Genomic DNA, 18,473 nt, shown 5'->3' on the forward strand with positions numbered 1-18,473 from the left:
GCGTGCGCGATGCGACAATTCTCCCATGTTCGTGGAGCAAAACGTACCCCTGCAGGCGCACAACAGCTTCGGCATCGTCGCCAAGGCGCGCGCGCTCGTGCGCGTTGGCGGGGAGGAGGACATCCTGCAACTGCTGGAAGACCCGGAACTGCGCGACGCGCCGAAGTTCATCCTGGGCGGTGGCAGCAACATCGTCATTACGGGGGACGTCAAGCCTTTGGTTCTCAAGGTGGAGGTGATGGGCCGCCGGATCGTGGACGACGGCCCGCGCGCCACCATCGTCGAGGCAGGCGCCGGCGAGAACTGGCACGACTTCGTGACCTACACGCTGGACGAGGGCCTGGCCGGCATGGAGAACCTGGCCATGATCCCCGGCACGGTGGGCGGGGCGCCGGTGCAGAACATCGGGGCCTACGGCATCGAGCTGCAGGACCGCTTCGAGTCGCTCGACGCGATCGACCTCGTGACGGGCCAGACCTTCACGCTCGATGCGGCTCAGTGCGCCTTCGGCTATCGCGATTCCGTGTTCAAGCACACCGCGGCCAAGGAGGGGGACTTCGGCCTCGCCGGGCGTGCGCTGATCCTGCGCGTGCGCTTTCGCCTGCCCAAGCCGTGGAAGCCGGTGCTGGGCTACCTGGACCTGCAGCGCAAGGTCAACGAATCCGGCGTGACGCAGCCCACCGCGCGGCAGGTCTACGAGTGGGTCTGCGCGGTGCGCACGGGCAAACTCCCGGACCCGCGGGTCGTCGGCAATGCCGGCAGCTTCTTCAAGAACCCCACGGTGACGCCCGAGCAATGCCAGGACATCATCGCGCGCGAGCCGAACATCGTGCACTACCCCATGCCCGACGGCACGGTGAAGCTCGCGGCGGGCTGGCTGATCGACGCTTGCGGCTGGAAGGGCAAGTCGGTGGGCAATGCGGGCGTCTACGAAAAACAGGCGCTGGTGCTCGTGAACCGCGGCGGCGCCACGGGCGGCGAAGTCGTCACGCTGGCTCGCGCGATCCAGACGAGCGTCTACGAACGCTTCGGCATCCGGCTCGAGCCCGAGCCGGTCGTGGTCTAGCCGGGCGGCCGCGCACTAGCTGCTTTCCCCTACACTCTCGGCTTGCGCCCAGGCGCAAACTTCCGGGAGATGCGGCTATCCGCCCCAGATCCTGATCCATCGACTCGTGCGGCGACACAATCGCCGCCAAGGAAGGCCACATGACAGAGCACCAAGCCCTGCGCTTGCATGTGCCGGAGCCCAGCGGGCGGCCCGGCTGCGAAACCGACTTCTCCTACCTCAAAGTCTCGCCCGCGGGCGCCGTGCGCAAGCCCCCGGTGGACACCTCCGCCGTCGACACGCAGGACCTCGCCTTCGGGCTGATCCGCGTGCTCGACGAAAGCGGCAATGCCGTCGGCCCGTGGAAGCCGGACCTCGACGCGACCCGGCTGCGCAAGGGCCTGCGCGCCATGATGAAGACGCGCACCTTCGACGCGCGCATGCTGATCGCGCAGCGCCAGAAAAAGCTTTCGTTCTACATGCAGAGCCTGGGCGAGGAAGCCATCGGCTCCGCGCATTCCTTCGCCCTGCAGGACGGCGACATGTGCTTCCCAACGTACCGCCAGCAGAGCCTGCTGCTCTCGCGCGACGACATCGCCATGGAAGAGCTGATCTGCCAGCTGATGAGCAACTCGGGCGACCCGCTCAAGGGCCGCCAGCTGCCGGTGATGTATTCGTACAAGCGCGCCGGCTTCTTCACGATCTCCGGCAACCTCGCGACGCAGTTCATCCAGGCCGTCGGCTGGGCGATGGCGTCCGCGATCAAGGGCGACACGAAGATCGCGTCCGCGTGGATCGGCGACGGCGCGACGGCGGAAGCGGACTTCGACACCGCGCTCACCTTCGCGCACGTGTACCGCGCGCCGGTGATCCTGAACGTCGTCAACAATCAGTGGGCGATCTCCACCTTCCAGGCGATCGCCGGCGGCGAATCGACGACCTTCGCCGCGCGCGGCGTGGGTTGCGGCATCGCGTCGCTGCGCGTGGACGGCAACGACTTCCTCGCGGTGTACGCCGCTTCGCAATGGGCGGCCGAGCGCGCGCGCAGCAACCTCGGGCCCACGCTGATCGAATGGGTCACGTATCGCGCGGGGCCTCATTCGACTTCGGACGATCCCTCCAAGTACCGCCCCGCCGACGACTGGCAGCGCTTTCCGCTCGGCGACCCGATCGCGCGGCTCAAGCAGCACCTGATCGCGATCGGCGAGTGGTCCGAGGCGCAGCACGGCCAGGTGCAGAAGGAGCTCGACGCCGAAGTGGCGGCGGCGCAGAAGAAGGCCGAGAGCTTCGGCACGCTGCTCGACGGCCACATCCCGAGCGCCGCGTCGATCTTCGACGACGTGTACAAGGACATGCCGTCGCACCTGCGCCGGCAGCGCCAGCAGCTGGGGGTGTGAGCATGTTGACCAAGACCAAGGAATCCACGATGGCCGAACAGGCGGGCGCGGGAAAGAGCGTGCCGATGACGATGATCCAGGCGCTGCGCTCGGCGATGGACGTGATGATGGAGCGCGACCCCAACGTGGTCGTGTACGGGCAGGACGTCGGCTACTTCGGCGGCGTGTTCCGCGTGACCGAAGGGCTGCAGCAGAAGTACGGCAAGTCGCGCTGCTTCGACGCGCCGATCTCCGAAGGCGGCATCGTCGGCACGGCGGTGGGCATGGGCGCGTACGGCTTGCGGCCGGTGGTGGAGATCCAGTTCGCGGATTACTTCTACCCCGCGTCGGACCAGATCGTGTCCGAAGCGGCGCGCCTGCGCTATCGCTCGGCCGGCGACTTCACCGCGCCGATCACCATCCGCATGCCTTGCGGCGGCGGCATCTACGGGGGGCAGACGCACAGCCAGAGCCCCGAGGCGCTCTTCACGCACGTGTGCGGCATCCGCACGGTGATGCCAAGCAATCCGTACGACGCGAAGGGGCTGCTGATCTCGTCCATCGAGAACGACGACCCGGTCATCTTCCTCGAGCCCAAGCGCCTGTACAACGGCCCCTTCGATGGCCATCACGACAAACCCGTGGTGCCCTGGAGCAAGCACGAGATGGGCAAGGTGCCGGAGGGCTACTACACGGTGCCGCTGGAGTCCGCCTCCGTGTTCCGGCCAGGCAAGGATGTGACCGTGATCGCCTACGGCACGATGGTATGGGTCGCGGAAGCGGCCGCGAACGAGACAGGCATCGACGCCGAGATCATCGACCTGCGCTCGATCTGGCCGATGGACCTGGACACCGTCATCGCCTCGGTGAAGAAAACCGGCCGCTGCGTCGTCGTGCACGAGGCGACGCAGACGAGCGGTTTCGGCGCGGAGCTGGTGTCGCTGGTGCAGGAGCACTGCTTCTATCACCTCGAAGCGCCGGTGGAGCGCGTGGCGGGTTACGACACGCCGTATCCGCATGCGCAGGAGTGGGCCTATTTCCCCGGTCCCGAGCGGCTTGGTGCCGCGCTGAAACGCGCGATGGAGAAATGACCATGGGCCAGCACATCGTCAAGACGCCGGACATCGGCGAAGGCATTGCGGAAGTGGAGCTCGTCGCGTGGCACGTGAAGGTCGGCGACATGGTCACCGAAGACCAGCTGCTCGCGGACGTGATGACGGACAAGGCGACCGTGGAAATTCCCTCGCCCGTGGCGGGCAAGGTGATGTCGCTCGGCGGCGAGGTAGGCAAGCAGATCGCGGTCGGTTCGGAATTGATCCGGATCGAGGTGGAGGGGGCGGGGAATGCGAAGGATGTTGACTCCCTCCCCTCTCGGGGGACCGCGGGGGTGGGGGCATCGCAGACCACGGATTCGCAGGTTGTCGCGGCTCGAAGCCCCCACCCTAACCCTCCCCCAGCGGGGGAGGGAACGAAAGCAGCCGCCGTGGTGAGCAATGCACGCACCGCCCCCCCGCGCGCCGCCCCGCCCGCCATGCGCGCCGAAGGCGAAAAACCCATCGCTTCCCCCGCGGTGCGCAAGCGCGCGTGGGAGCTGGGCATCGAGCTGCAATTCGTCCACGGCTCCGGCCCGGCGGGCCGCATCGTGCATGAGGACCTCGACGTGTACCTTGCGTCGCGCGGCCAGCCGATGACGGCCAAGGGCGCGGGCTATGCGCAGCGCCACGAAGAGCAGGCGATCCCCATCATCGGCCTGCGCCGCAAGATCGCGCAGAAGATGCAGGAGGCCAAGCGCCGCATCCCGCACTTCAGCTATGTCGAAGAAATCGACGTGACGGAGCTCGAAGCGCTGCGTGCGAAGCTCAACGCGAAGTACGGCGCCGAGCGCGGCAAGCTCACGCTGCTGCCGCTGCTCGCGCGCGCTGTGGTGCTTGCGGTGCGGGAGTTCCCGCAGATGAACGCGCGCTTCGACGACGACGCGGGCGTGGTCACGCGTTACGGCGCGGTGCACTTGGGCATGGCGACGCAGACCGATTCGGGGCTGATGGTGCCGGTGCTGCGCCACGCCGAAGCGCAGGACCCGTGGGGCTTCGCGGGGGAGGTCACGCGGCTTGCCGATGCCGCGCGCAGCGGCAAGGCGACGCGGGACGAGCTGTCGGGCTCGACCATCACCATTTCCAGCCTCGGGCCGCTGGGCGGCATCGTGACGACCCCGGTCATCAACTACCCGGAAGTCGCGATCATCGGCGTCAACCGCATCGTGGAGCGGCCGATGTTCCAGGGCGGCAACATCGTCGCGCGCAAGCTGATGAACCTCTCGTCGTCCTTCGACCATCGCGTGGTCGACGGCGTCGACGCGGCGGAATTCATCCAGGCGATCCGCGCCCTGCTGGAAACCCCGGCGATGCTTTTCGTGGAGTGAGCGGATGAAGACACAATCCACGACCCTGCTCGTGATCGGCGGCGGGCCCGCCGGTTATGTCGCGGCGATCCGCGCGGGGCAACTTGGCGTGCCCACCGTGCTGGTCGAAGGCGCCGCGCTCGGCGGCACCTGCCTGAACATCGGCTGCATCCCTTCCAAGGCGCTGATCCACGCGGCGGATGAATTCGAGAAGGCGCGCCACTGGTCGAATTCCTCGGCCATCGGCATCCACGTCGATGCGCCGCGCATCGACCTCGCGCAAACCGTGAAGTGGAAGGACGGCATCGTCTCGCGCCTCACGGGCGGTGTCGGGGCGCTGCTCAAGAAGAACGGTGCGCAGGTGATCGCCGGCTGGGCCACGATCGTCGACGGCAAGACCGTCGACGTGCGCACGCCGGGAGGTGACACCGTCCGCGTGACGTGCGAACACTTGCTGCTCGCCACGGGTTCGACCCCGGTCGAATTGCCCGGCCTGCCGTTCGGCGGCATGGTGATCTCGTCCACCGAAGCGCTCGCGCCGAAGACACTGCCCAGGCGGCTCGTCGTGGTCGGCGCGGGCTACATCGGGCTGGAGCTGGGCACGGCCTACCGCAAGCTCGGCGCCGAAGTCACCGTCGTCGAATCGGCGGATCGCGTACTGCCCGCGTACGACGAAGACCTCGCGAAGCCGGTGCTGACGGCCCTCAAGAAGCTGGGCGTGGTGCTGCACCTCGGCTGCAGCGTGCAAGGCGTGAGCGATGGCGGCGTGCGCGTGCGCACCGCCATGGCCGACGAGTTCGCGCTGCCGGCCGACCAGGTACTGGTCGCCGTGGGGCGCAGGCCTCGGACCGAGGGCTTCGCGCTGGAGTCGCTCGGCCTGGACATGGCGGGCCGAGCGGTGAAGGTCGACGAGCAGTGCCGCACGTCCATGCGCAACGTCTGGGCGATCGGCGACGTGACGGGTGAGCCCATGCTCGCGCATCGCGGCATGGCGCAGGGCGAAATGGTCGCCGAAATCGTCGCGGGCAAGCGCCGCAAGTTCGCGCCGGCGGCCATGCCGGCGGTGTGCTTCACCGATCCGGAAGTGGTCGTCGTGGGGCTGTCGCCTTCGCAGGCCGAAGCGGCGGGGATGGATTGCATCAGCGCAAGCTTCCCGTTCTCCGCGAACGGCCGCGCGATGAGCATCGAATCCACCGACGGCTTCGTGCGAGTGGTCGCGCGGCGCGACAACCACCTCATCGTCGGCTGGCAGGCCGTGGGCCGCGCGGTGTCCGAGCTCTCCGCCGCGTTCTCGCAGTTGATCGAGATGGGTGCGCGGCTGGAGGACGTCGGCGGCACGATCCACGCGCACCCGACGCTCGGCGAGGCCGTGCAGGAAGCCGCGTTGCGTGCCCTGGGGCACGCGCTGCATATCTGACACGCCGTCCTGGCCCGCCGGCCGCCCCGCAAGCTCTCAGGCGAGCAGCGCCTTCATGCGCTCGCGCGTGAACGGCACTGTGCGCACGCGCACGCCGGTTGCGTCGAACACCGCGTTGGCGAGCGCCGCCGGCACGGGGCTGGAGGCCGCTTCGCCTGCGCCCAGCGGGGGCTGGTCCAGGCGCTGCACGAGTTCGATGTCCAGGCGCGGCACCTGCGGGAAGCGCAGCAGCGGATAACTCGCCCAGTCCACGCTGGTCACGCGGGAGCGGTCGAAGGTCGTCTCTTCGTACAGGGTGCGCGACAGCGTCTGGAGGATGTTGCCTTCGACCTGCGCGCGCACCGCGTCGGGATTGATCATCAGGCCGCAATCGTGCGCACAGGCGATGCGCTGCACGCGGATCTCGCCCGACGCGCGATCGACCTCCACGTCCATGCCCATCGCGACGAAGCTCTCGTTGTGCTTGTAGTGGATGAAGGCCATGCCACGGCCGGAAGCGACGCCGCCTCGCGAGCCGGGCCGCGGCGACGGCCGCGGTTCCCAGCGCATCATCTTCGCGACGCGCTCGATCACTTCGCGTGCCCGCGGATTCGCGAGGTCGCGCAGGCGGAACTGCACGGCGTCGACGCCGGCCCTGGCTGCCAGTTCATCCACGAAACTCTCGACCGCGAAGCAGTTCGCGACCTTGCCCGGCGCGCGGATGTTCGATGGGCGCAGGGGTGCCGCGCCGAGCCAGTGCACATGCACCTTCACCGCGTTGGCGGGGTAGGTCGGGTCGCCGTTCTGGGTGACCAGGCCCGTGGCTTGCCCCACGGGCTGCGGCAAGCCGGCGGCGCTCGGGGACAGTAGGGGTATCCATTCGAGGTTTGCGGTGGCGCGCGGCAGCCACATCTCCGTCTCCCACGCATCGATGCGGCCGTCCGGGGTCAGCGTGCCGCGCAACTCGAGCAGTTGGGGCGGTCCTTTCGGGTCCCATCCCAGCTCGTCTTCGCGGCTCCACTGCACGCGCACCGGCTGGCCGAGGGCCTTCGAGACCATCGCGGCTTCCACCGACGCATCGTCGTGGCCGTTCATGCCGTAGCAGCCCGCGCCGTCGAGGTAGACGATGCGCACCTTGTCGCGCGGCAGACCGATGGCTGCCGCGCAGGAGTTGACGAGCCGGTGCGTGCCTTGCGACGCGGACCACACCGTGGCGCCGTCGGACTTCACATCGGCCACCGCGCACGACGGGCCCATGGACGCATGCGATTGCAACGGCCAGGTGTAGGTGGCCGAAAGCTTGTCCGTCGAGGAGGCGAGGGCGGCCATGCGCGCCGCATCGCCTTTGCTCACCACCGTCTCGTCCGACAGGAAGGGGCCGCGACGCGCCCAGTCGGCCACGCCCTGGTGCGACACCAGTGTCGCGCTGTCGCTCCAGCGCACCTTCAATTCGCGCGAGGCGCGGATGGCCGCCCATTCATCGGGGCTGGCGACAGCGATGAAGTCCTGCATGCGCACCACCCGCACGCCAGGAAGCCCCGCCACGGAAGCCTGGTCGACATCCAGCACCTTCGCACCGACAGCAGGCGGCCGCACCACGCGCGCGTGCAGCATGCCGGGCAGTGCGAAGTCGTGCACGTAGACGTGACGGCCCGTGATCTTGCCGGGGATGTCGGGGCGCGCGAGCGGCTTGCCCACCTGCGTGTATTGCGCGGGGTTCTTCAGCGGCGCCTTCGGGTTCATCTTCCACTCGAGCAAGCGGTCGCCGACGAGGTCCGTGACGCGCACCGTGGCCCCGTCCGATGAACGAACGACGCCCGCTTCGAGCGACAACGATTCCACGGGCTTCTGCAGGCGCTGCGCGGCCATGGCGAGCAGGCCTTCGCGCAGGGTCGCCGCGGCCTGCCGCAATTCGACCCCGCCGCGCATCACGCCGGTGCTGCCGGCGGTCGGTCCCTGGTTGGGTGTGAGCGCGGTGTCGCCCTCGACCAGCTCGATCCGCTCGACCGGCATCGAGAGCTCTTCGCCCACCATCTGCCGCATCGCGATGCGGTGGCCGGTGCCGAGGTCTACCTTGCCGGAGTAGATGACCACGCTGCCATCGGCGCGGATGGCGAGGAAGGAATCGACCTCGCCCAGCGCGAGCGAGCGGCGCGCAGCGCCGGCCTGCGCCAGCGCCAGCCGCGGCGCGAGGGAAAACCCGACGACGATCGTGCCGGCCTTGAGCAGGTCGCGGCGCGTCGGCGCACTGCGTTCACGTGTGGGAGCTTGCATGTCATGCCCTCCCGCCGGAGGCGCGCGCGACGGCCTTCAGCACGCGGTCGTGCGAGCCGCAGCGGCACAGGTTGCCCGCGAGCGCGGCCTGCGCCTGCTCGCGTGTCGGCTGGGGGGTGCGGCGCAGCAGCGCGACGCTGCTCATCACCATGCCGTTGGTGCAATAGCCGCATTGCGCCGCCTGTTCCGCGATGAAGGCGGCTTGCACGGGATGGGGCTTGTCGGGGGAGCCGAGGCCCTCCGCGGTGGTGATGCGCTGGCCCGCCGCCTGCGACACCTTCACCAGGCAGGAGCGCACCGCCTGATCGCCCATGAGCACGGTGCACGCGCCGCACTGGCCGAGCCCGCAACCGAACTTCGCGGCGTGCAGTCCCAGGTCGTTGCGAAGCGCGTAGAGCAGCGGCATGTCCGCGTCCCACGCTTCGACCTCCCGGGACGCCCCGTTGACCACCAGCCGATACAGCGCCATGGCTCGCTCCTCGCAAAATGCCAGCGGAGCTTACACGGGGGAGGCTACTTGAGGAAGAGGGCGCCGAGCGCGAGCAGGGCGGGAAGGGCCTGCACGAAGAAGATCCGTTTGTTGACCGTGGCCGCGCCGTAGATGCCGGCCACCACGACGCAGGCGAGGAAGAAGATCAGCACCGGCCCGCCGTTGGCGCCGAGCAGCAGCCCGAAGACGAGGCCGGCCGCGAGGAACCCGTTGTAGAGTCCCTGGTTCGCGGCGAGCGTCTTCGAGGCTTCCGCGAATTCCGGCGTGGTGTTGAAGATGCGCCGCCCCGTGGGTTTCGTCCAGAGGAACATCTCCAGCACGAGAAAGTACAGGTGGAGCAGCGCCACCAGCGCGATCAGGACGAGGGCGATCATGGATCCTCCGGATGAGTTGCCGGAGGATTATGCGGCGGCTACTTCTTGTCGTGCCCCAGGCTCGGCAGCGGCGAGCCGTCGCCCAGGTGCAGCAGGCCGGCCTTTTCGTACACGGCCAGCTTCTCGCGCGTGTCGACGATGTCGAGGTTGCGCATCGTGAGCTGCCCGATCCGGTCGCGCGGGGAGAAGGTCGATTCGCCCTTTTCCATCGTCAGGCGCTCGGGCTTGTAGGTGAGGTTGGGCGATTCGGTGTCGAGCAGCGAATAGTCGTTGCCGCGGCGCAGCTCCAGCGTCACTTCACCCGTTACCGCGCGCGCCACCCAGCGCTGCGCCGACTCGCGCAGCATGATCGCCTGCGGGTCGAACCAGCGGCCCTGGTAGAGGAGGCGGCCGAGTTTGCGGCCGTTGTCGCGGTACTGCTCGATGGTGTCTTCGTTGTGGATGCCCGTGACGAGGCGCTCGTAGGCGATGAACAGCAGCGCGAGGCCGGGGGCCTCGTAGATGCCGCGGCTCTTGGCCTCGATGATGCGGTTCTCGATCTGGTCGCTCATGCCCAGGCCGTGGCGCCCGCCGATGCGGTTGGCCTCCAGGATCAGCGCGACCGGGTCGTCGAAGGTCTTGCCGTTCAGTGCGACCGGCTGGCCTTCCTCGAAGCGCACGCGCACTTCCTCGGCCTTCACCGCGACTTCGTCCTTCCAGAAGGCGACGCCCATGATCGGGTTGACGATCTTGATGCCGCTCTTCAAATGCTCGAGGTCTTTCGCTTCGTGCGTCGCGCCGAGCATGTTGGAGTCGGTGCTGTAGGCCTTCTCCGCGGACATCTTGTAGCCGAAGCCCGCGGCAGTCATGAAGGCGGACATCTCCGCGCGGCCGCCGAGCTCGTCGATGAACAGCTGGTCCAGCCAGGGCTTGTAGATCTTCAGCGAGGGATTGGTGAGCAGGCCGTAGCGGTGGAAGCGCTCGATGTCGTTGCCCTTGAAGGTGCTGCCGTCGCCCCAGATGTTGACGTCGTCTTCCTTCATCGCGGCGACGAGCATCGTGCCCGTGACGGCGCGGCCGAGCGGCGTGGTGTTGAAGTAGGTGACGCCGGCGGTGGAGATGTGGAAGGCGCCCGCCTGCAGCGCGGCGATGCCCTCGTGCGCGAGCTGTACGCGGCAGTCGATCAGGCGTGCCTTCTCGGCGCCGTACTGCATCGCCTTGCGCGGGATCTCGTCGTAATCGGGCTCGTCGGGCTGGCCGAGGTTGGCGGTGTACGCATAGGGGATCGCGCCCTTCTTGCGCATCCAGTGGAGGGCGGCGCTGGTGTCCAGGCCGCCGGAAAACGCGATGCCGACTTTCTGGCCGGCGGGAAGTTGCTCGAGGATGGTGCTCATGGAGGGCCGTTCAGCCGAAGTGGCAGATGTAGTGATAGGCCTCGCGCACGCGGATGTCGAAGCTCGAATCCCCGGGCACGCCGAACTTCTGGCCCGGGCCGCTCGTGACCCAGTCGGCGCTGCCCGCGAGGCGGTATTCGCAGAAGCCCCCCGCGCACTCCATGATCTCGGGCGCGCCGGTCTTGAAGGTGAGTTCGGAGGGAAGGATGACGCCGACGGATTTGCGTGTGCCGTCTGCAAGGGTGACGGAGTGGCTCACGCACTTGCCGTCGAAATACACGTTGGCCCGCGTGGCGACGCGGACGTTGTCCAGGGATTCGGTGGTCATGCTCGGGGGGTGAGGCGCAAAGGAAAGGGGGCAATTTTAGCCCCCTCACCCCTCGCGTCGCCCCGGCGAGCTTCAGCGCCAGTGGCCGTGGTGGTGGTGGCCGCCCCAGCCGCCGCCCCATCCGCGCGAATAGCCGAAGCCCAGCGACAGGCTCACGGGCGGGTAGTAGTAAGACGGCGCGTAGCCGTAGCCGCCGTAATAGTACGGCGCGGCGTAGGTGACCGGATAGGCCATCTGCGTCGGGACGATCACGGCGACGGGCTGGCCCGAGGGCGCTGCCATCGCGGGCTGCGCGGTGCCAGCCTGGTTCTGGCCCAGCGGCGGCGCGGTGATCACGCCTTGTGCGTTGCCGCCCACGGGGGTCACCTGCAGGTTGACGTTCTGGCCCGGGTCGTAGGCCATCTGCGTCGTGTACTGCTTGCCGCCGTACTCGTACACCACGTTGTAGCCGACCGTGCGGTTCTCGTAGGTGGTCTGCGTGGTGCATTGCTGCGCGTACTGGGTGTTACTGCCGACACTGCTGCCGATGCCCGCACCCGCCACGGCGCCGATGCCGGTGGCTGCCGCGCGGCCCATGCCGTGGCCGATGGTGTTGCCCAGCAGGCCGCCGACGATCGCACCGACCACTGCGCCGCCGCCCGAGCCTTGCGCAACGGGCTGCGCGCCGCAGACCTGGCGAGGCACGGCCACTTGCTGGATGACGGGGGTGCTGGACACCACGCGTCCGGATTCCTGTGCGCCGGCCACCTGGCCGAAAGACGCTGCCAGCACGCCGATCGCGGAAAATAAAACTGCCTTTTTCATGACGACTCCTGGTGCATTGACTCGATGCCCAAATTTTAGGCAAAACGCCCCTGCGGCACAGCTTCCGCGCGGTAAAGCACGCGTAAAAGTCGGGTTACTTGCCGCGCGCGAGCAACGCCCAGGCCTGTGCGTCGAACCCAACCGTGGTGCGGCCTCCCCACTCGACCACGGGACGCTTGATCACGCTCGATTGGGCCAGCATGACGGCCTTGGCGCTGGCGGCATCGCGCACGCCGTCCTGCGTGGCGGTGTCGAGCTTTCGCCACATCGTGCCCTTGCGGTTGAGAACTTTTTCCCACCCCGCGTCCGCCATCCACCGGTCGAGGCGATCGGCCGGGACGCCTTCCTTCTTGAAATCGTGGAAACGGTAGGCGACGCCGTTGTCGTCCAGCCAGGCACGGGCCTTCTTGACGGTGTCGCAGTTGGGGATGCCGTAGACGTCGATCATGGCCGGATGATAGGTCGGCGGACAATACGCGCCATGGACACCCTGCAAGACTGGCTGGCGCACTGCGAGCGCCTGCACCCCAAGACCATCGAACTCGGCCTGGAGCGTTCGCGCACGGTGGCGCAGGCCATGGGCCTGGCCTTCACCTGCCCCGTCATCACGGTCGCGGGCACCAACGGCAAGGGCTCGACCTGCGCGATGCTCGAGGCGATCGCGCTGCAGGCGGGCTATCGCACGGGCGTCTACACCTCGCCGCATCTGGTGCATTTCGAGGAGCGCTGCCGCATCCATGGGGAGATCGTGAAGGCGGACGCGCTGCTTCCGCACTTCGCGAAGGTCGAGGCGGCACGCGGCGCCGTGTCGCTCAGCTATTTCGAATTCACCACGCTCGCGATCATGAGCCTCATGGCCGCGTCGAACCTCGACGTTGCGATCCTCGAAGTGGGCCTCGGCGGGCGGCTGGACACCACCAACATCATCGACGCCGATTGCGCGGTGATCACGAGCATCGACCTCGACCACATGGAATTCCTCGGACCCGATCGCGAAAGCATCGGCCGCGAAAAGGCGGGCATCCTGCGCGCCGGCCGGCCCGCGATCGTGGGGGACCCGGTGCCGCCGCAAAGCATCATCGACTACGCCGCGCAGATCGGCGCGGACACCTGGCTGCTGGGCCGGGACTTCAACTTCTCCGGCGACAAGCTGCAGTGGAACTGGGCCGGGCGCGGCCGCCGCTATGCGGGGCTTGCGTACCCGGCTCTGCGCGGCGCGAATCAATTGATCAACGCGGCGGGCGTGCTCGCCGCGCTCGAATCGCTTCGCGACAAGCTGCCCGTCAACGCGCAAGCCGTGCGCAACGGCCTCGCGATGGTGGAACTGCCGGGCCGCTTCCAGATCGTGCCCGGGCAACCCACGCTGGTGCTCGACGTCGCGCACAACCCGCACTCGGTCGCGGCGCTCGCGGCCAACCTCGATGCGATGGGCTTCTATCCCACGACGCACGCCGTGTTCGGCGCGATGGCGGACAAGGACCTCGCGCCCATGCTCAGGAAAATGGGCCCGCTGGTGGACCGCTGGTACTTCACCGACCTCGACACCCCGCGCGCCGACACGGCCGCGAACCTGAAGGCGAAATGGGAGGCCCAGGAAACGCGCCGCGACGTGGCCGCGAGCACCCATGCCGCACCCATGGAGGCCTTCCGCGCAGCGGTGGCCGCAGCGGACCCCGCTGATAGAATCGTCGTGTTCGGATCGTTCTACACGGTCGGTGGTGTGCTGCAGGACGGCGTGCCCCGTCTCCACGCCAAGCACGTGTAGGCCCCAAGGCCCCCAATGCCCTAACCGCGACAGGTTTCATGGCCTTTTTCAAGTTCCGCAAGGCCGGCGCCGAGCCGGCCTCTCCCCCCCAGCCCGAAAGCATCGAGGCCATGCGCAAGCGCGCGAAGCACCGCCTCATCGGGGCCGTCGTGCTGGTCCTCATCGCGGTGATAGGCTTTCCGCTCCTGTTCGACACGCAGCCGCGGCCCATCGCGGTCGATATCCCCATCGAGATCCCGGACCGCAACAAGGTCAAGCCGCTGCCCGTCCCTGCTCCCGCGGCTGCGAATGCATCGGTCGGGGCCCCCGCCGTCGTCGCGCAGGCGCCCGTCGCCGCCGGGCCGGTGACGGTGCCCGAGCCGCAGCCTGCCAAGGTGGAAGCGGCGCCGGCCAAGGTCGAGCCCAAGCCCGAGGCGAAGGCGGAAGCCAAGGCCGAACCCAAGGTGGCCAAGGCCGAACCGAAGCCCGAGCCGAAAGCGGACGACGGTGCCAAGGCCAAGGCGCTGCTGGAAGGCAAGCCCCTCGAAAATGTTTCATCCCCCACCGCGGCCGAAGGCCGTTACGTGGTGCAGGTCGGTGCGTTCGCCGATGCCGCGAAGGCCCAGGAAACGCGCAAGCGGGTCGAAAAAGCGGGCTTGAAGACCTATACGCACGTGGCGGAAACGAAGGAAGGCAAGCGCATCCGCGTGCGGGTCGGGCCGTTCGGCACCCGCGCGGAAGCGGACAAGGCGGCGGAGAGGATCAAGGGGCTGGATTTGCCGGCCGCCGTCCTCACCTTGTAGGTGGACGTGGCGGCGCTGGACTGGGTGATCGTGGGCGTGCTGGCCCTGTCGCTCCTCGTGGGCGCATGGCGCGGCTTGGTGCATGAGGTGTTGTCGCTGGTGAGCTGGATCGCGGCCTTCGTGCTGGCGCAATGGCTGGCCCCCGAAGCGGCGAAGTGGCTGCCGATGAGCGATTCGGCCGAGCCGGTGCGGTATGCGGCGGGCTTCGTGGTGGTGTTCATCGCGGTGCTGGTGGCCGGCGCCCTGCTGGCCTGGGTGACGAAAAAGCTGATCGAGGCCGTGGGCCTGCGGCCGGTGGACCGAACCCTCGGCGCGGCCTTCGGGCTGGCGCGCGGGGCGGTGCTGGTGCTGGCGCTCGCGGTGGTCGTCAACATGACGCCGCTCAAGGCTGGGGCCTGGTGGACGGAATCGAAGGGCGCCGGCGTCTCGATGGCGGCGCTGAAGGGTTTGAAGCCGGTGTTGCCCGAGCGGTTCGGGCAGTACCTGCCGGGTGATTTGTAAATTCGAAAGAGCATTGCCATGTGTGGAATCGTCGGCGTCGTCTCCCAAGCGCCCGTCAACCAGCTGATCTATGACGCGCTGCTGCTCCTGCAGCATCGCGGCCAGGACGCCGCGGGCATCGTCACGCAGCAGGAACGCAAGTTCTTCATGCACAAGGCCAAGGGCATGGTGCGCGACGTGTTCCGCACGCGCAACATGCGGGGCCTGCCCGGCACCGTGGGCCTGGGGCAGGTGCGCTATCCCACCGCGGGCAACGCGTACAGCGAGGAAGAGGCGCAGCCCTTCTACGTGAACGCGCCCTTCGGCATCGTGCTCGTGCACAACGGCAACCTCACGAATGCGCAGGCGCTGAAGGCCGAACTCTTCACGACCGACCATCGCCACATCAACACCGAGAGCGACTCCGAAGTGCTGCTCAATGTGTTCGCGCACGAACTGGAAAAATCCACGCGCGGCATCCAGCTGCAGCCGGAAGACGTGTTCAAGGCGGTGGCGAACGTGCACAAGCGCGTGCGCGGCTCCTACGCGGTGATCGCGCTCATCGCGGGCCACGGCGTGCTCGCTTTCCGCGACCCGTACGGCATCCGTCCGCTGTCGCTCGGCCGCAGCAAGGACGGGACCGTGATGGTCGCGAGCGAAACCGTCTCGCTCGAAGGCACAGGCCACATATTCGAGCGCCATGTGCAGCCGGGCGAGGCGATCTTCATCGACCTGGCGGGCCAGGTGCATTCGCGCCAGTGCGCGGACAACCCGAAGCTCTATCCCTGCATCTTCGAATACGTGTACCTCGCGCGGCCTGACTCCGTGCTCGACGGCATCTCGGTGTACCAGGCGCGCCTGAACCTCGGCGAGGCGCTCGCCAAGCGCGTGGTGTCGACCGTGCCGCCCAACGACATCGACGTCGTGATCCCGATCCCCGAATCGAGCCGCCCGAGCGCGACGCAGCTCGCGCACCTGCTGGGCATCCCGTACCGCGAAGGCTTCGTGAAGAACCGCTACGTAGGTCGCACCTTCATCATGCCCGGGCAGGGCGTGCGCAAGAAGTCCGTGCGCCAGAAGCTCAACGTGATCGTGAGCGAATTCAAGGGCCGCAACGTGCTGCTGGTCGACGACTCCATCGTGCGCGGCACGACCAGCCGGGAAATCGTGCAGATGGCGCGCGATGCCGGCGCGAAGAAGGTGTACCTCGCGAGCGCCGCGCCGCCGGTGCGCTACCCGAACGTCTACGGCATCGACATGCCGACCTCGGGCGAACTCGTCGCAAGCGGCCGCACGGTCGAAGAGGTGCGCGAGATCATCGGCTGCGATGCGCTGATCTACCAGGACGTGGAAGGCATGAAGCGCGCGATCGGCTCGCTGAACCCGAAGCTCGACGGCTTCGATGCGTCGTGCTTCGACGGCGTGTACGTCACGGGCGACATCAATCCCGACGACATCGCGCGGATCAACGAAGCGCGCATCGGCCAGGAAGACCCGCTGGAAGAAGACACTTCGCGCCTTGCGCTGCCGAACGCGCAGGACGCCTGAACCAATGACAGTTCGCACCCGCTTCGCCCCGTCCCCCACGGGCTTCATCCACCTCGGCAACATCCGCTCGGCGCTCTACCCCTGGGCCTTCGCGCGCTCGCAGCAGGGCGACTTCATCCTGCGCATCGAGGACACCGACGTCGAGCGCTCCTCGCAGGCCGCGGTGGACGTGATCATCGAAGGCATGGCCTGGCTCGGCCTCGACCATGACGAGGGGCCGTTCTACCAGATGCAGCGGATGGACCGCTACAAGGAAGTGCTCGCGCAGCTGAAGGCATCCGGCCAGGTCTATCCCTGCTACATGAGCGTCGAAGAGCTGGACAAATTGCGCGAGCGCCAGATGGCCGCGAAGGAAAAGCCTCGCTACGACGGCACATGGCGGCCCGAGCCCGGAAAGACCTTGCCACAGGTGCCGCAGGGCGTGCAGCCCGTGCTGCGTTTCAAGAACCCGACCGGCGGCGTCGTCGCCTGGGAGGACAAGGTGAAGGGCCGCATCGAGATCAGCAACGACGAGCTCGACGACCTCGTGATCGCGCGGCCGGACGGCACACCGACGTACAACTTTTGCGTGGTGGTGGACGACATCGACATGCGCATCACGCACGTGATCCGCGGCGACGACCATGTGAACAACACGCCGCGGCAGATCAACATCTTCCGCGCGCTGGGGGTGGAGCCGCCGGTCTATGCGCACCTGCCGACGGTGTTGCAGGAAGTGACGGACGCTGACGGCACGGTGCGCGTGGAGAAGATGAGCAAGCGCCACGGCGCCAAGCCCGTCACGCAATACCGCGACGAAGGCTTCCTGCCCGACGCGATGGTCAACTATCTGGCGCGCCTGGGCTGGAGCCACGGTGACGACGAGATCTTCAGCCGCGAGCAGTTCATCGAGTGGTTCAATCTCGACCACCTGGGCCGCAGCGCAGCGCAGTTCGACGAGGCCAAGCTGCGCTGGGTCAATGCGCAGCACATGAAGGCCATGGACGACCGCGAACTGGCCTCGCTCGTCGCCGCGCAGCTCGACAGGCGCGGCATGGAAGGAGACAGGCGCCTGCCGGGCATCTGCGCGCTGTTCAAGGACAGATGCGACACCACGGTGGCGCTGGCGGATTGGGCTGCGAAGTACTACGGGCCCGTGAAGCGTGACCCGGAGGAAGTGGCCAAGCACGTGACGGACGGCGTGCGTCCGGCCGTGAGCATGCTTGCGAAGATGCTGGAGGGCGTGGAGTGGGAAAAGGCTGCGATCTCCGAGGCGATCAAGGAGGTTTTGCGCGCCACGGGCCTGAAGATGCCGCAACTCGCCATGCCGGTGCGTGTGCTGGTGATGGGCACGGCGCAGACGCCTTCGCTGGACGCGGTGATCGCGTTGTGCGACCGCAAGACAGTGCTGGAGCGTCTCGCGGCGGCGTGAGAATTTTTCGGGCTATAATTCAAGGCTCGGAAATTGACGGGCTATCTGCAGGGGCAGGGCTGGCAATCATGGGGGTATAGCTCAGCTGGGAGAGCGCTTGCATGGCATGCAAGAGGTCATCGGTTCGATCCCGTTTACCTCCACCAACCGAAGTTAGTTCAAGGTTTTGACCCTATCGTCTAGAGGCCTAGGACATTACCCTTTCACGGTAAGTACCGGGGTTCGAATCCCCGTAGGGTCGCCAAATTGCTCGCATCGGTCAGAAGTGACTGCTCGCGGACGACACGGCAGCAAGCCGGTTGCACTTGGTCCGCGAGGACGAAAGCAATCTACCAGGAGTGGTAGTTCAGTTGGTTAGAATACCGGCCTGTCACGCCGGGGGTCGCGGGTTCGAGTCCCGTCCACTCCGCCAGAATCACCAAGGGGTTGGCTCGCAAGGGCCAACCCCTTTTGTCATTGAACATTCCAAATTTGGAATTTTCGAGCTCCATGGGCCTCGCCTCGGGTTGGGCCTTCCGGTTCGTGGAGGTGGTCGGTCACTCCTCTTCGGTTGGGGAATGTCCCCAGTCATGCCCTGTGTCGCGGTAACCGATACGTAACGCGTAGGGTTCTAGAGTCATTTGCACCTC

At 67.5% G+C, this 18,473-nt stretch carries 17 protein-coding genes and 3 tRNA genes; 13 read left to right on the forward strand and 7 right to left on the reverse strand.

Annotation, left to right across the window (positions count from 1 at the left end; genetic code table 11):
- Positions 1 to 25 precede the first annotated feature (25 nt).
- The 5 genes from murB to lpdA all read left to right on the forward strand — a co-directional run bounded on the left by murB (position 26) and on the right by lpdA (position 6,236).
- Complete coding sequence (gene murB, locus I5803_RS18485; protein ID WP_196987785.1) at positions 26 to 1,066, forward strand: UDP-N-acetylmuramate dehydrogenase; 1,041 nt, start codon at positions 26 to 28, stop codon at positions 1,064 to 1,066.
- A gap of 140 nt (positions 1,067 to 1,206) precedes the next feature.
- Positions 1,207 to 2,442: a 3-methyl-2-oxobutanoate dehydrogenase (2-methylpropanoyl-transferring) subunit alpha gene (locus I5803_RS18490; protein WP_196987786.1), complete on the forward strand. Its 1,236-nt coding sequence runs from the start codon at positions 1,207 to 1,209 to the stop codon at positions 2,440 to 2,442.
- Positions 2,443 to 2,471: 29 nt separating this feature from the next.
- A complete protein-coding gene (locus I5803_RS18495; RefSeq protein WP_196988617.1) occupies positions 2,472 to 3,512 on the forward strand; it encodes an alpha-ketoacid dehydrogenase subunit beta in 1,041 nt (346 codons plus the stop codon).
- A gap of 2 nt (positions 3,513 to 3,514) precedes the next feature.
- Positions 3,515 to 4,840 carry a dihydrolipoamide acetyltransferase family protein gene (locus I5803_RS18500; RefSeq protein WP_196987787.1) on the forward strand — a complete coding sequence of 442 codons (1,326 nt, stop codon included), beginning with the start codon at positions 3,515 to 3,517 and terminating at the stop codon, positions 4,838 to 4,840.
- Between the two features lie 4 nt (positions 4,841 to 4,844).
- Positions 4,845 to 6,236, forward strand: coding sequence for a dihydrolipoyl dehydrogenase (gene lpdA / locus I5803_RS18505; RefSeq protein WP_196987788.1), 1,392 nt, complete (start codon positions 4,845 to 4,847; stop codon positions 6,234 to 6,236).
- 36 nt (positions 6,237 to 6,272) lie between these two features.
- On the opposite strand, the gene I5803_RS18510 is transcribed toward lpdA, so the two are convergent.
- The 7 genes from I5803_RS18510 to I5803_RS18540 all read right to left on the reverse strand — a co-directional run bounded on the left by I5803_RS18510 (position 6,273) and on the right by I5803_RS18540 (position 12,306).
- Positions 6,273 to 8,489, reverse strand: coding sequence for a xanthine dehydrogenase family protein molybdopterin-binding subunit (locus I5803_RS18510; protein ID WP_196987789.1), 2,217 nt, complete (start codon positions 8,487 to 8,489; stop codon positions 6,273 to 6,275).
- A 1-nt stretch (position 8,490) separates the two neighbouring features.
- Positions 8,491 to 8,958, reverse strand: coding sequence for a (2Fe-2S)-binding protein (locus I5803_RS18515; protein WP_196987790.1), 468 nt, complete (start codon positions 8,956 to 8,958; stop codon positions 8,491 to 8,493).
- A gap of 44 nt (positions 8,959 to 9,002) precedes the next feature.
- Positions 9,003 to 9,353: a DUF1304 domain-containing protein gene (locus I5803_RS18520; protein WP_196987791.1), complete on the reverse strand. Its 351-nt coding sequence runs from the start codon at positions 9,351 to 9,353 to the stop codon at positions 9,003 to 9,005.
- 38 nt (positions 9,354 to 9,391) lie between these two features.
- Entirely contained in the window at positions 9,392 to 10,726 is a 1,335-nt protein-coding gene (gene argG, locus I5803_RS18525) for an argininosuccinate synthase (RefSeq protein ID WP_196987792.1), read from the reverse strand.
- A gap of 10 nt (positions 10,727 to 10,736) precedes the next feature.
- Complete coding sequence (ppnP, locus tag I5803_RS18530) at positions 10,737 to 11,054, reverse strand: pyrimidine/purine nucleoside phosphorylase (protein ID WP_196987793.1); 318 nt, start codon at positions 11,052 to 11,054, stop codon at positions 10,737 to 10,739.
- 72 nt (positions 11,055 to 11,126) lie between these two features.
- Positions 11,127 to 11,858 (reverse strand): glycine zipper 2TM domain-containing protein, encoded by a 732-nt coding sequence (locus I5803_RS18535; RefSeq protein WP_196987794.1) that lies wholly within the window; start codon positions 11,856 to 11,858, stop codon positions 11,127 to 11,129.
- A 94-nt stretch (positions 11,859 to 11,952) separates the two neighbouring features.
- The gene (locus I5803_RS18540) at positions 11,953 to 12,306 is read right to left on the reverse strand and encodes an ArsC family reductase (protein WP_196987795.1); all 354 of its coding nucleotides are present in this window, start codon (positions 12,304 to 12,306) and stop codon (positions 11,953 to 11,955) included.
- Positions 12,307 to 12,339: 33 nt separating this feature from the next.
- Between I5803_RS18540 and folC the strand changes: the two genes are divergently transcribed.
- From folC to I5803_RS18580, 8 genes are all read left to right on the forward strand, one after another.
- Positions 12,340 to 13,623 (forward strand): bifunctional tetrahydrofolate synthase/dihydrofolate synthase, encoded by a 1,284-nt coding sequence (gene folC / locus I5803_RS18545; protein ID WP_231402454.1) that lies wholly within the window; start codon positions 12,340 to 12,342, stop codon positions 13,621 to 13,623.
- Between the two features lie 38 nt (positions 13,624 to 13,661).
- Positions 13,662 to 14,405, forward strand: a complete 744-nt coding sequence (locus I5803_RS18550; protein WP_196987797.1) for an SPOR domain-containing protein — start codon at positions 13,662 to 13,664, stop codon at positions 14,403 to 14,405.
- A gap of 6 nt (positions 14,406 to 14,411) precedes the next feature.
- A complete protein-coding gene (locus tag I5803_RS18555; RefSeq protein WP_196987798.1) occupies positions 14,412 to 14,906 on the forward strand; it encodes a CvpA family protein in 495 nt (164 codons plus the stop codon).
- A gap of 18 nt (positions 14,907 to 14,924) precedes the next feature.
- Positions 14,925 to 16,433: an amidophosphoribosyltransferase gene (purF, locus tag I5803_RS18560; protein ID WP_196987799.1), complete on the forward strand. Its 1,509-nt coding sequence runs from the start codon at positions 14,925 to 14,927 to the stop codon at positions 16,431 to 16,433.
- A 4-nt stretch (positions 16,434 to 16,437) separates the two neighbouring features.
- On the forward strand, positions 16,438 to 17,844 hold the full coding sequence (gene gltX / locus I5803_RS18565) for a glutamate--tRNA ligase (RefSeq protein WP_196987800.1): 1,407 nt from the start codon (positions 16,438 to 16,440) through the stop codon (positions 17,842 to 17,844).
- A 70-nt stretch (positions 17,845 to 17,914) separates the two neighbouring features.
- Positions 17,915 to 17,990: transfer RNA gene (locus tag I5803_RS18570), tRNA-Ala, on the forward strand.
- Positions 17,991 to 18,012: 22 nt separating this feature from the next.
- A tRNA-Glu gene (locus tag I5803_RS18575) sits at positions 18,013 to 18,088 on the forward strand.
- 91 nt (positions 18,089 to 18,179) lie between these two features.
- Positions 18,180 to 18,256 (forward strand) — tRNA-Asp (locus I5803_RS18580).
- Positions 18,257 to 18,473: the final 217 nt, after the last annotated feature.

It is taken from the genome of Caenimonas aquaedulcis (assembly GCF_015831345.1).
In the GTDB taxonomy this organism is placed as follows: domain Bacteria; phylum Pseudomonadota; class Gammaproteobacteria; order Burkholderiales; family Burkholderiaceae_C; genus Ramlibacter; species Ramlibacter aquaedulcis.